At 73.4% G+C, this 12,954-nt stretch carries 11 protein-coding genes; 9 read left to right on the forward strand and 2 right to left on the reverse strand.

Features of this window, described 5'->3' with window-relative positions; all coding sequences use genetic code 11:
- Window positions 1–75 precede the first annotated feature (75 nt).
- The 7 genes from C2L58_RS08490 (at window position 76) to C2L58_RS08515 (ending at window position 7,439) form a co-directional block, all read left to right on the forward strand.
- The gene (locus C2L58_RS08490; protein ID WP_103336968.1) at window positions 76–1,242 is read left to right on the forward strand and encodes an SGNH/GDSL hydrolase family protein; all 1,167 of its coding nucleotides are present in this window, start codon (window positions 76–78) and stop codon (window positions 1,240–1,242) included.
- Window positions 1,243–1,309: 67 nt separating this feature from the next.
- Window positions 1,310–3,742, forward strand: a complete 2,433-nt coding sequence (locus C2L58_RS08495; RefSeq protein WP_103336969.1) for a tetratricopeptide repeat protein — start codon at window positions 1,310–1,312, stop codon at window positions 3,740–3,742.
- Between the two features lie 219 nt (window positions 3,743–3,961).
- Window positions 3,962–4,129 (forward strand): hypothetical protein, encoded by a 168-nt coding sequence (locus C2L58_RS49765; protein WP_199191161.1) that lies wholly within the window; start codon window positions 3,962–3,964, stop codon window positions 4,127–4,129.
- Between the two features lie 70 nt (window positions 4,130–4,199).
- Complete coding sequence (locus C2L58_RS08500; RefSeq protein ID WP_103336970.1) at window positions 4,200–4,700, forward strand: MauE/DoxX family redox-associated membrane protein; 501 nt, start codon at window positions 4,200–4,202, stop codon at window positions 4,698–4,700.
- Window positions 4,700–5,203: a TlpA family protein gene (locus tag C2L58_RS08505; RefSeq protein ID WP_103336971.1), complete on the forward strand. Its 504-nt coding sequence runs from the start codon at window positions 4,700–4,702 to the stop codon at window positions 5,201–5,203. The genes C2L58_RS08500 and C2L58_RS08505 overlap by 1 nt, the downstream gene beginning before the upstream one ends.
- Window positions 5,200–7,014: an ABC transporter ATP-binding protein gene (locus C2L58_RS08510; protein WP_103336972.1), complete on the forward strand. Its 1,815-nt coding sequence runs from the start codon at window positions 5,200–5,202 to the stop codon at window positions 7,012–7,014. The genes C2L58_RS08505 and C2L58_RS08510 overlap by 4 nt, the downstream gene beginning before the upstream one ends.
- Window positions 7,011–7,439 (forward strand): S26 family signal peptidase, encoded by a 429-nt coding sequence (locus C2L58_RS08515; protein ID WP_103336973.1) that lies wholly within the window; start codon window positions 7,011–7,013, stop codon window positions 7,437–7,439. Before C2L58_RS08510 ends, C2L58_RS08515 begins: the two co-directional genes overlap by 4 nt.
- 52 nt (window positions 7,440–7,491) lie before the next feature.
- Here C2L58_RS08515 and eno read toward each other — a convergent pair whose 3' ends face one another.
- The gene (gene eno / locus C2L58_RS08520) at window positions 7,492–8,775 is read right to left on the reverse strand and encodes a phosphopyruvate hydratase (RefSeq protein ID WP_103336974.1); all 1,284 of its coding nucleotides are present in this window, start codon (window positions 8,773–8,775) and stop codon (window positions 7,492–7,494) included.
- A gap of 176 nt (window positions 8,776–8,951) precedes the next feature.
- Window positions 8,952–10,028, reverse strand: a complete 1,077-nt coding sequence (locus tag C2L58_RS08525) for a sensor histidine kinase (RefSeq protein WP_199191162.1) — start codon at window positions 10,026–10,028, stop codon at window positions 8,952–8,954.
- 46 nt (window positions 10,029–10,074) lie between these two features.
- Here C2L58_RS08525 and C2L58_RS08530 point away from each other — a divergent pair, with 46 nt between their 5' ends.
- Window positions 10,075–10,992, forward strand: coding sequence for an aminoglycoside phosphotransferase family protein (locus C2L58_RS08530; RefSeq protein WP_103337123.1), 918 nt, complete (start codon window positions 10,075–10,077; stop codon window positions 10,990–10,992).
- 129 nt (window positions 10,993–11,121) lie between these two features.
- Entirely contained in the window at window positions 11,122–12,897 is a 1,776-nt protein-coding gene (locus C2L58_RS08535; RefSeq protein WP_103337124.1) for a GTP-binding protein, read from the forward strand.
- Window positions 12,898–12,954 lie beyond the last annotated feature (57 nt).

Here is a 12,954-nt window from a genome sequence, read left to right on the forward strand (position 1 = left end):
GTGAGCGCGGTGTGCGTCCCGTGTGCGCGACCCCCCGCAGCCTTCGGAGGTCAGCACGACCACGGGAGGCAACAGATGACCGACACGAACACCGGCTGGGTCCGCAGCTGGGGCGCCTCGCCCCAATCGCCGTACGGCGGGCTGGGCTCGCTCGACGACCACCCGCCCTTCGCCGACGTGACGCTCCGCCAGGTGGTGCGCCTCAGCGGCGGCGGACGCCGGGTGCGCGTCCGCTTCACCAACGAGTTCGGGACCGCGCCCGTCACCATCGGCGCGGCGCGAGTGGGCCTCGCGGTGCCCGGCGGCGGCGTGCGGGACGGGCGCGTGCTGACGTTCTCCGGTGCCACCTCCGTCACCATTCCGACGGGCGCACCGATGCTGAGCGATCCGGTGGACCTGCCCGCGGCGGCGTTGACCGAGCTGTCCGTCAGCCTCTACCTGCCCGAGCGCGTGGACACCTGTACGTGCCACGAACCCGTCTTCGACACCGGCTGGACGATCCCGGGTGACGCCGTCGCGGCTTCGTTGCTGCCGACGGACGCCACGGTCCTGCCGGTGCGGGCGCTCATCTCCGCGGTCGACGTGGTCCCCGACGCCCCGGCCTCGGCCGTCGTCGTGGTCGGCGACTCGCGCACCGACGGCGCGGGGTCCACTCCGGACACCCACCACAGCTGGCCGGAGCTGCTGGCCGCGCGGGGCGCGGGTTTCGTCGTCAACCAGGGCATCAGCGGCAACCGGCTGCTCAACGAAGGCATCGGGGCCGCGGTCCTGGCCCGCTTCGACCGGGACGTGCTGGCGACGCCGGGCCTCGGCGGCGTCGTGTTGTCCGTGGGTGGCAACGACCTCGCCATCTCCTTCGCCCCGCGCGACGACGGTCCGCTGGCCGACTTCCTGAAGGTGTTCCCCGGCGCACCGGTGACGACGGACGACGTCATCGCCGGCTACCGGCAGCTGGCGACGCGGGCGCGTGAACGCGGGGTGCGGGTCTACGCCACCACGATCGCGCCCTTCGAAGGCGCCGACGCCTTCACCCCGGGGTGCGAGGCCGCACGCCAGATGGTGAACGAGTGGATCCGCACCGGCGGCGAGTTCGACGCGGTGCTGGACTTCGACGCCGTCTGGCGCGACCCGGACCACCCCAGCCGGATCCGGGAGGATTTCCACTCCGGCGACCACCTGCACGGCAGTGACGCGGGCTACCGCGCACTGGCCGACTCGATCGACCTGGCGCTGTTCAGCTGATCCCGACCCGGCGGCGATCTCCGGAAAACCGGGACGCCGGCCGGGTGAACGCGGTCACCATGGCGGGATGGCGTTCACCGAACCCCCCGACCCCGGTCAGGCACGCACGCTGGCCGAGCTCATCGCGCAGCTGCGGCTGCTCAAGGCGTGGGCGGGCGGCCCGTCGTACGCGCAGATCGCCGAGCGCGTCAACCGGCTCTGGACGGCCGCCGGGCGGCCGCCCGGCGAGCGGACCGCCCGCACGACCGTCGCCGACTGCTTCAAGACCGGCCGGGCGCGGCCCAACACCGATCTGCTGCTGGCCGTCGTCGAGGTGCTGCACCCGGACCCGGGTTACGTCGCCGACTGGCAGCACGTGCTGCGGGTGGTCCGCGGCCGCGCGGAGGCGGCGACCTTCGTGCAGGCGCAGCTCGGCCTGCCGGAGGCGGTCGCGCACTTCACCGGCCGCGTGGCGGAACTCGCGCGGCTGGGTGCGGTGCTCGGCGACGGCGCGGGCGGGCGGGTGGCGGTGATCGCGGGCATGGCCGGGGTCGGCAAGACCGGGCTGGCCGTCCAGGCCGGCCACGAGCTCCTGCGCACGGGCCGCTGCGCAGGAGCGCTGTTCGTGAACCTGCGCGGGTTCGACCCCGACCCCGGCCGGCCGCCGGTCGATCCGGCCGCCGCGCTCGACTCCTTCCTGCGGCTGCTCGGCGTGCCCGGGCACGCCATCCCCGCCGACCTGGCCGGCAAGACGCGGGTCTACCAGGAGCGATCGGCCGGGCGGCGCCTGCTGGTCGTCCTCGACAACGCGGGCAGCGAGGAGCAGATCCGCCCCCTGCTGCCCGGCGAGCGGGGCGGCCCGGTGCTCGTCACCAGCCGCCTGGCGTTCGCCGGGCCGGCCGGGGCCACGCCGGTGCCCTTGGACGTGCTGAGCCCGGACGACGCGCTCGCGTACCTGCGGCGCACCGTCGGCGCGGAGCGGGTCGACCAGGCGCCCGCCGTGGCCCGGCGGATCACCGCCGAACTCGGCCGGCTGCCGCTCGCGCTGAGCCTCGCCGCGCTGTGGATGACCGCGCCGGCCCACCGGCCGTGGCTGCTGGCCGACCACCTCGAGCGGCTCGAGCAGCGGCGCGCGCACCTGCGGCTCGACAACGCCGTGGACGCGTCGATCAGCCTGTCCTACGACCAGCTCGCCGAGCCGGAGCGGCGGGCCTTGCGGCTGCTCGCGCTGCACCCGGGTGCGGACCTGGACGCCTACGGCATCGCCGCGCTCGCCGGTACCGGCCTGGCGGAGGCGACCCGGATCGTCAACCGGCTCGTCACCGCGCACCTGGTGCGGCGCGGCGAAGGGGGCCGGTTCGAGCTGCACGACCTCATCCGCGCGTTCGGGATGGCGCGGGCCGAGGACGAGGACGCCCCCGCCGGCCGGAAGGCCGCGCTGACGAGGTTGCTCGACTACTACGCCTTCGCCACGGCCACCGCGATGGACCAGTACGCGCCGCGGATGCGGGCCTACCGGCCGCGCGTCCCCGACCCCGGCCTGCCGATCCCGCCGCTGACCGATCGCGAGCCGGCGACCGCGTGGCTGGACGCCGAACGCGCCAACCTCGTCGGCGCCGGTGTCCACGGGGTGCCGTCCGGCCACGCGGGTCTGCTGTCGCGGCTGCTGTTCCGGTACCTGCAGACCGGCGGCTACATCAGCGAAGCGCTGGTCCTGCACGCGAGTGGGGCGGAATCGGCCGGCCCGGCCGCCCGCGGGCACGCGCTGGTGAGCCTCGCGGCCACGCACAGCCAGGTCGGCCGCTACGAGGTGGCGACGCGGTACGCCGAGGAGGCGCTGGACTGCCTCCGCGGTGCCGGAGACCGCTCCGGCGAGTGCCGGGCGCTCGGCACGCTCGGCGCGATCGCGTCCTGGAACGCCGACTTCGTGCGGTCGGCGGGGTTCCTGCGGGAGGCGTTGACGCTGGCCCGCGAGCTCCGCGACCGGGCCGGGGAACGGACCGCGCTGACCAACCTCGGTTTCGTCTACGGCCGGCTGGGCTGGTACGCCGAGGCGCTGGAGATCCACCGGAAAGCGCTGGCCATCGACCAGCAGACCGGCGATCTCTGCGACACGGGACGCACCCTGCTCAACATCGGCGACACGCACCTGCGTTCGGGCGATCCCGCGCAGGCCTGCGGCTACTTCCGCCGCGCCACGGCGATCGCCGAGCAGGCGGGCGACCGCGACCTCCACGTGGAAGCGCTGCTGTGCCTCGCGGACGCGTCGATGGAACTGGGCCGGACGGAGCACGCGCGGACGACGCACGAGTGTGCGCTGGCCATCGCGGTGGAGCTGGGGAGCCTGCACGCGGCGGCCCGGGCGCACACGGGCCTGGCCCGGGCGCTGACCGCCTTGGGGGATCCGGAGGGCGCCCGGCCGCACTGGCTCGCGGCCCGGGAGCACCACCGGGAGCTGGGGCTGCCGGAATCGGCGGAGATCGCCGCGGGAGTGGAGTGCTCGGTGGCGGCCGGCGGGTGACGGGGCCGCGGAATGGGTGGCGGGCGCGGGCGGGGCCTGCCGGAATCGACGGATATCCCCGCAGGTGCGGGCTGTTCCGTGGCCGCCGGGCCGAGCCGGCGTCCGGGTTCGTCCGGGATTGCTGCCCGCGGACGCACCGGCCGCGATGCTCGCAGCCGGTGCGGGATCGCGGTAGCGCGTCCCACACCGCGGACACACTCACCGTCGAAGGGAAAAACCATGGGGCGCCTGATCGACCGCGTGCTGAACCGGGTGGTGCCCACTGCGAAGGCCTCCGCCTGCAGTGGCCTGTACTTCTGCAACGCCGCGGGCCACCCCGGCTACTGGTACCGGTTCTGCTGCCCGCAGACCGGTTGCGAGTGGTCCAAGGTCCGCAGCAGCTGCTGATCCGGTCCGAGCGTGCCGGGTGGTGTCCGCCGCCTTCCCCGCGGACACCACCCGGTGTGGATGGAGTGCCATGGAGTACCTGCGGGCCGCCGGCGCGGCGTTGATCGCCGTGGTGTTCGCCGCTTCGGCGTTCTCGAAGCTGCGGGACTTCCGCGGGTTCGCGCGCTCGGTGCCCGCGCTGGTGCCGATGCCCGCGAAGTGGGTCATGCCGGTGTCGGTGGCCGTCGTGGTCACGGAACTCACTTCCGCGGTCCTCGTGCTGGTCACCCCGACGGCCGGCTTCGTCCTCGCCTCGGCGTTGCTGCTGGCCTTCACCGCCGCCATCGCCGCTTCCCTGCGACGCGGGCGGCGTGCCCCCTGCCGCTGCTTCGGCGCGACCGAAACCCCGATCGGCCCGCGCCACCTGGCCCGCAACACCCTGCTGATCTGCTTCGCCGTCCTCGGTGCGCTCGCGCCGGAGCACCAGCCGCCCGTCGCGGGGGCCGCCATCGCCTTCGCCGCCGGCGTGGTGGTGGCCGTGCTCGTCATCGCCATGGACGACATCGCCGTCGTGTTCGCAAGGAGTTCCTGATGCCTTACGTCGTCGCCACCCTGGTGCTGCTGGGCCTGATGTGCCTGCTGAACCTGCTCCTGACCGTCGGGATCCTGCGCCGGATGCGGGCCCAGCCGGCCGGGATTTCCGAGCCGCCCTTCGTGCTGCGCCCCGGTTCGGCGATCGGCGAGTTCGCCGTCACCACGACCGCTGGCGAGCCGCTCACCCTCGCTGGGCTCGACGGCACGGTGGCGTTCTTCTCCGCCGACTGCGCCGCGTGCCACGAGACCCTGCCGGACTTCCTCGCCTACGCCCGCGCCCAGGGCCGCGACAACGTCTTCGCCGTCTTCGGCGGCGACGAACCGGACACCGTGCGCGCGCTCGCCGAAGTCGCCCACGTGGTGACGGCCGAACTCGACGGCGGCCCGGTCGCCGCCGCGTTCCGCAACACCTGGACGCCCGCGTTGTACGTGGTGGCGGACGGGCGGGTGACCGCGACCGCCGGCCGCGTGCACGAACTGCCCGTGCCCGCCGGCCGGTGACCGTGGGCGAACCGGGCCGCCGGATCGGCGCGGGCGAGGTCCGGGCGGCGGGCGCGGCCGCCGCCCGGCTGCTCTGGCGGTCCGGTCCGGCCCGGCTGCTGGGACTCGTGGCCATGACGGCGGCCGCGGCCACCGCCCCGATCGCCGCCGCCTGGCTGACCAAGCTCGTCCTCGACCGGCTCGTCGAGCGCACCGGCGCGGTCGGCGGCCTCGCCGTGGCGCTGGTGCTGACCGGGCTCGCCGTCGCCGCGCTGCCGGTGGTCGTCCACTACGTCCGCGCGCAGATCGGCCGCGCGGCGAGCACGGTCGCCACCGACCGGCTGTTCGCCGCGCTGGGCCGCCAGGTCGGGTTGCGCACCTTCGAAAACCCGGCCTACCAGGACCGGCTGCGGCTGGCCCAGGAAAGCTGCGGCCGGATGCCGGAAATCGTCGACGGCGTCGGCGGCACGCTCAGCGGAACGCTTTCCCTGGCCGGGTTCCTCGGCTCGCTGCTCCTGCTGAGCCCGGCGATGACCGGCGTCGTGCTGGCCGCCGCGATCCCCGCCCTGCTCGCCGAGCTGCTGCTGGCCCGGCGCCGAGCCGCGGTGGAGTGGCGCATCGAGCGGTTCACCCGGCGCGAGTTCTTCTACAGCCAGCTGCTCACCGGCATCCCGGCCGCGTCCGAAATCCGGCTGTTCGGCATCGGGGCGTTCCTGCGCGCGCGGCTGATGGAGGAGCGCCGCAGCGCCAACGAAGCCCAGCGCCGCATGGACGAACGGGAGCTGTGGACCATGGGCGGGCTGACGGCGCTGAGCGCGGCCGTCGCCGGGGCGGGGCTCTGGTGGGCGATCACGTCGGCGCGTGCCGGGTCGCTCAGCGCGGGTGACGTCTCGATGTTCGTGGCCGCCGTCGCCGGGGTGCAGGCCGCGCTGGGCACGCTGGCGTCGTCGATCGCCAACGGGCAGGCCCGGCTGCTGTCGTTCGCGCACTACGTCGCCGTGGTCCGCGCGGAACCCGATCTGCCGAGCGGGTCCCGCGACACCGTTCCCGCGCTGCGGCGGGGGATCGAGCTGCGTGACGTCTGGTTCCGGTACAGCGACGACCACCCGTGGGTGCTGCGCGGGGTCGACCTCACCATCCCGCACGGCGCCGCGGTCGCCCTCGTCGGTCTCAACGGCGCGGGCAAGAGCACGCTCGTCAAGCTGTTGTGCCGCATGTACGACCCGACGCGCGGGCAGATCCTCTGGGACGGCGCCGACCTGCGCGACCTGCCGCCCGCCTCGCTGCGCGACCGGATCAGCGCCGTCTTCCAGGACCACATGAACTACGACATGACCGCGGCGGAGAACATCGGGCTCGGCGAGCTGTCCGCGCTGGACGACCGGGCCCGGCTGGTGGCCGCCGCGACGCGGGCGGGCGCGCACGACCGCATCGCCGCGCTGCCCGAGGGGTACGACACGCCGCTCACCCGCATCTTCGAGATCGGCACCTCGGCCGGTGTGGTGCTGTCCGGCGGGCAGTGGCAGCGGCTCGCGCTGGCCCGCTCGCTCGTCCGGGAGGGCCGGGACCTGATGATCCTCGACGAACCGAGCTCCGGCCTCGACCCGGAGGCCGAACAGGAGGTGCACGCGCGCATCCGGGAGCACCGGGCGGGCCGGACGAGCCTGCTCATCTCGCACCGGCTGAGCGCGGTCCGCGACGCCGACCGCATCGCCGTCCTCGAGGACGGCCGCGTCACCGAGCTGGGCACGCACGAGAGCCTGCTCGCCACCGGCGGTGGTTACGCACGCCTGTTCCGCCTGCAGGCGGACGGCTACCAGGCGGTGTCGTGAAAGTTTTCCTCGGGCTACTGGCTTTCGGTTTCTTCGCTGTCCGCTGCCGGCTGATCATGACCACAGTGGACGGTCCGAGCATGGAGCCGGCGTTGTCGTCCGGTGACCGGGTCCTGGTGCGCCGGACCCGCCGCCCGCGCCGCGGCCAGGTGGCCCTGCTGCGCTTCCCGCAGCTGCCGAGCGGGGCATCGACGGACCAGCTGCTCCTCAAGCGCGTGGTGGCGGTGGCGGGCGACCGCATCCCGCCGGACTGGGCCGCCCCGGACGTCCACGGCCTCGGCGGCGAGCTGGTCCCACCCGGCTGCGCCGTTGTCCTGGGCGACAACCGGCCGACCAGCTGGGATTCCCGGCACTACGGGTTCGTGCCGCGGGAGCGGATCGTCGGCGTGGTGGTCCGGCACGTGCCCCGCGGTCGTGAGTGGTAAGTCGGGTTCTAACCCGACTTACCACTCACGACCCGGCCGGGACGCGGTGGTTTCAGCGGCGGCCGCTGATCGTGCTCGCGCCCGCGTAGCGTGCTTCGGGGCCGAGTTCTTCTTCGATGCGGATGAGCTGGTTGTACTTGGCGGTGCGGTCGGCGCGGGACAGCGAGCCGGTCTTGATCTGGCCGCAGTTGGTGGCCACCGCGAGGTCGGCGATCGTGGTGTCCTCGGTTTCGCCGGAGCGGTGGGACATCACCACGGAGTAGCCCGCCTTGTGGGCCGTTTCGACGGTGGTCAGGGTCTCGGTGAGGGTGCCGATCTGGTTGACCTTGACCAGGATCGAGTTCCCGATGCCGCGTTCGATGCCGTCGGTCAGCAGGTTCACGTTGGTGCAGAAGACGTCGTCGCCGACGAGCTGGACGCGTTCGCCGATGGTGTCGGTCAGCTGCTTCCAGCCGGCGTAGTCGTCCTGGGCGAGACCGTCCTCAATGGACACGATCGGGTAGCGGGCGGTGAGTTCGGCGAGGTAGCCGACGTGCTCTTCGACGCTGCGCTTGCGGCCTTCGCCGGTGTAGTCGTAGACCTCGCCGGTGTAGAACTCCGACGCGGCCGGGTCGAGCAGCAGGGCGATGTCCTCGCCGGGGGTGTAGCCGGACTGCTCGATGGCCCGCAGCACGAACTCCAGCGCCTCGTCGGCCGAGCTGAGGTCGGGCGCGAACCCGCCTTCGTCGCCGACGTTGGTGCTGTGCCCGGCGTCGTGGAGGGACTTGCGCAGCGTGTGGAACACCTCGGAGCCCATCCGCACCGCCTCGGCGAACGTCGTCGCGCCGACCGGGCCGATCATGAACTCCTGGAAGTCGATCGGGTTGTCCGCGTGCGCGCCGCCGTTGATGATGTTCATCATCGGCATCGGCAGCAGGTGCGCGAACACGCCGCCGGCGTACCGGTACAGCGGGAGACCGTGGGCGGCCGCGGCCGCCTTGACCACGGCGAGCGACACGCCCAGGGTGGCGTTCGCGCCGAGCCGGGCCTTGTTCGCGGTGCCGTCCAGCTCGATCAGCGCGTGGTCGACCGTCGCCTGCGCCTCGGCGTCCAGGCCCACGATGGCCTCGGCGATCTCGGTGTTGACCGCGTCGACGGCCTTGCGCACCCCTTTGCCGTGGAACCGGGTCCTGTCCCCGTCCCGCAGTTCGACCGCTTCGCGGGTGCCGGTGGAGGCACCCGAGGGCACCGCGGCCCGGCCACGCGAACCGTCCGCCAGTTCGACGTCGACCTCGACGGTCGGGTTGCCCCGGCTGTCCAGCACTTCGCGGCCCTTGACACCGACGATGGCAGTCATCGCACTCCTCGTGAACTTCGTCGAGCGGGAGCGGCGCCACGGTGAGCCGCGAGACGTGGCGAGGCTAGCAGAATTTACTGAATCGATCCTGAAAACTTTGTGGCGGTACCAACCGGGACTTCGCCCCGGGCCGGGGGCTCCGCCACCCGGAACCCCCAAAAATGCGGCCGCGCTCGTCACCGGCGGACGGGGAGCCGGACCGTGACGAGGAGGCCGCCGGCCGGGCGGGGTACCAGCTCCAGCATCCCGTCGTGGGCCCGCACGATGCTGTGCACGATCGCCAGCCCGAGGCCGACGCCGTCGTGCTCGTCGGTGCGTGTCCGCCGGGTGCCGCGCTGGAAGGGCTCGGTCAGGGTCGGGACCAGCTCGGGCGGAAGCGGCCGGCCGGTGTTCTCGACCAGCAGCACGCTCGCGTAGCGCCGTTGTTCGGTGTGGACGGTGACCGTGCCGTCCGGGACGTTGTGGACGATCGCGTTCTGGACGAGGTTCGTCGCCATGCGCAGGAGCAGCGCGACGGAACCGGTCGCGTGGACCGGCTTGCCGGTGACGTCGAGCGTGATCCGGCGCTGTTCCGCCAGCGGCAGCAGCGTTTCGGCGGCTTCTTCGGCGACCAGGGACAGGTCGACGGGTTCGCGGGTGAAGTGCCGCCGGTCGCTGCGGCTGAGCAGCAGGAGGGCCTCGGTGAGGTCGATCGCCCGCGTGTTCACCGTGCGGAGCCGGGCGATGAGCTCGCCCCGTTCGTAGGTCGGGTCCCGGCCGGCGACGTCGAGGATGGCCTGCGAGACGGCCAGCGGGGTGCGCAGTTCGTGGGAGGCGTTCGCGGCGAACCGCTGCTGCTCGCCGACCTGGGATTCGAGTCGTGCGAGCATCGTGTCGAAGACGTCGGCGAGCTCGCGGAACTCGTCGGAGGGGCCGGTCAGGCGGATGCGGTGGGACAGCGACCCGTGCGCGGCCAGCCGGGCGGCGTCGGCGATCCGGGTGAGCGGGGCGAGCATCCGGCCGGCGAGGAGCCAGCCGCCCAGGAGCCCGAACAGCAGCAGGAAGCCGAGCGCGATGGCCGCGGAGCGCGCGAAAATGCGCGTGAGGAGGTACCGGTTCGGAGCGATCCCGAGCAGGCCCTGGTCGTTGTCCGGCACGTAGCGCAGCAGCGACACCTGCACGACGGCGAGCAGCACCCCGCCGGCGAGCATGAGGAACCCGGCGTAGCTGATGGTGAGTTTCAGCCGCGCGCTGAGCCCGGGGCGCCTGTGCACGAGCGGATCGTAGGCAGCGCGGGATATCGCTGGCATATTGTTCTTCGTGATCAAGCCGAACCACGTTCCTGACCTCGGTCCCGTGCCGCAGCGCCACATCGTCGGCGCCGAGCTGGTGCGCCGGTTGATCGGCGAACAATTCCCGCGGTGGGTGGAGCTTCCGGTCCGGCCGGTGTCCCACGGCGGGTGGGACAACTGCACCTTCCACGTCGGCGGCGAGCTGGTGGCGCGGCTGCCCAGCGCGGCCGAATACGCCTTGGCGGTCGACAAGGAACAACGGTGGCTCCCGGTGCTCGCTCCCCGGTTGCCGCTGCCCATCCCGGTCCCGCTGGCGAACGGGCGGCCTGGCGCGGATTATCCCTTTCGGTGGTCCGTTTACCCGTGGCTCGACGGCGAACCGGCTGCCCCCGGCCGGATTTCCGACCCCGTCCGCTTCGCCGCCGACCTGGCCGGATTCCTGGCCGCCCTGCAGGACGTCGAGGCCACCGACGGGCCCCAGCCGGGCAAGCACAACTGGTTCCGCGGCGCCACCTTGCGGACTTACGAGCCGCAGGCCGAGCGCGCGCTCATGGCGTTGCACGGCCGGATCGACACCGGCCTGGCCCGCGAGATCTGGACGACCGCGCTGGCCGCGCCCTGGGACGGCCGGGACGTCTGGTTCCACGGTGACGTCGCCGCCGGGAACCTCCTGCTCGCCGCCGGGAACCTGACCGCCGTCATCGACTTCGGGACCTGCGGGGTCGGCGACCCGTCCTGCGACACGGCCATCGCCTGGACGCTGCTGACCGCCGACGGCCGGCGGGCGTTCCGCGAACGCCTGTGCGTCGACGACGAAACGTGGGCGCGCGGACGCGGCTGGGCGCTCTGGAAGACGCTCGTGTCCGCGGCCCGGACCGGCGAGGAGGCCGGGGAAGCGCATCGCGTCCTCGCCGAAATCTTCGCCGAATACTCGACCGGCCGTTAATCCGTTGGCCTGCCGCCGATCCGTCGGCTACGGTCGGGCCGGCTTCGATCGATCCGTGAGGGGGCACCATGCGCCAGATCCGCACCACCGCCGAATCCCGAGTACGCGTTGCGGAAGCTGGAGCCCTCGTTGCCCGAACCCTCTTTGAACATCGGAATTCTCGCCCACGTCGACGCCGGTAAAACCAGCCTGACCGAGCGGCTGCTGTTCGACACCGGCGCGGTCGGTGCGCTCGGCCGCGTCGACGACGGCAACACCCAGACCGACACCCTTGACATCGAACGGCGTCGCGGCATCACGATCAGCACCGGCGTGGTCTCCTTCCGGGCCGGCGACCGGACGGTCAACGTCATCGACACACCGGGGCACGCCGACTTCGTCGCCGAGGTCGAACGCGCGCTCGGCGTGCTCGACGGCGTCGTCCTGGTCGTCTCCGGGCCCGCGGGCGTCCAGGCGAGCACCCGGATCCTCTGGCGCATCCTGCGCCGGCTGCGCGTGCCGACGCTGGTGTTCGTCAACAAGCTCGACCAGGCGGGGGCCGATCCGGCCGGGGTGCTCGAAAGCCTGCGGAAGAAGCTGTCCCGCGCGATGGTGCCGATGGTGACCGTCGAGGCGGCCGGCCGCGCGGAGCTCACCGTTCGCGACCGGCCGCGCATCGCGGATGACCGTTTCCGCCGTCAGGTGGCGGCCGGCGAGGCGTATCCGGTGTTCCTCGGCTCGGCCGTGACCGGCGCCGGCGTGCCCGAGCTCGTGACCGCGATCGTGGACTTCCTGCCCACCGCGGTGCCGGGCGCCGGGCTCCGCGCGACCGTCTTCAAGATCGAACGCGGCCGCGGCGGCGACCGGATCGCCTACGCCCGCGTGCACGGCGGGACGCTCCGGGTGCGCGACCGGGTGGAGCTCTTCCGGCGCACCGGAGACGGCACGGTCGAGCGAAGCCGGCGCCGGATAACGGCGATGATCCTCGCCGGCGCCAAAGTCACCCGTGCGGACGCGGGGGACCTGATCCGGCTGTCCGGGCTCGGCGACGTCCGGGTCGACGACCGGCTCGGTTCCCCCGATGGCGTGGCGGACGCCGGGTTGTTCCCGCCGCCCGGGCTCGTTTCGGTCGTCACCGCGCGGCCCGGCGAGGAAACCCGGCTGCACCGGGCGTTGCGGGAGCTGTGCGACCAGGACCCGCTGCTCGGCCTTCGTGTCGACCGCGGCGCGTTGTCGGTCCGGACCTACGGCGAAGTGCAGATCGAGGTGCTCCTCGAGCGGCTGCGCGAGGATTTCGGGCTGGTGGCCGGCTTCGCGCCGCCGGCGCCGATCCACGTCGAAAAGCCCGTCGGGGTGGGCGAAGCGGCCCAGTTCCTGGACCGGCTCGGCCCGACCGATCCGGTCGCCACGGTCGGGCTGCGGGTGGCTCCGGGCCGGACCGGCAGCGGCGTCCGGTACGAGCTGGGCGTCGAACGCGGCTCGCTCCCGCGGGCCTTCCACACCGCCATCGAGCAAACGGTGTACCGCGCGGCGGGGTGCGGCCCGCACGGCTGGGAGGTCACCGACTGCGTCGTCACCCTGACCCATTCGGGGTTCCAGCCGCCGCTCAGCACGGCCGGCGGTTTCCGCGAAGTCACCGCGCGGCTGCTCTCGCTGGCGTTCGCGCGGGCGCGGACCCGCGTGTACGAGCCGGTGGATCGGTTCGACCTCGAAGTGCCCGAGCACGTCGCCGGCGCGGCGGTGCTCGCGCTGGCCAAGCTCGAGGCGGTGTGCGAGCCGCCGGTGGCCGAAGCCGGTGTCGCCCGGCTGCGCGGCTCAGTGCCGGCGGCCGCGACCGCGGCTTTCCGGCGCCGGTTGCCCGCCCTCGGCCAGGGGGAAGCCGTCTTCACGGCCGAGCCCGGCGGCTACCGCCCGTGGCGGCCGTAGCCGCCGGGGCACGGACTCCGGCCGGGGGAGACGGCTGCGTGCGATGGGCGTACGCGC

This window comes from Amycolatopsis sp. CA-126428, from assembly GCF_002904335.1.
In the GTDB taxonomy this organism is placed as follows: domain Bacteria; phylum Actinomycetota; class Actinomycetes; order Mycobacteriales; family Pseudonocardiaceae; genus Amycolatopsis.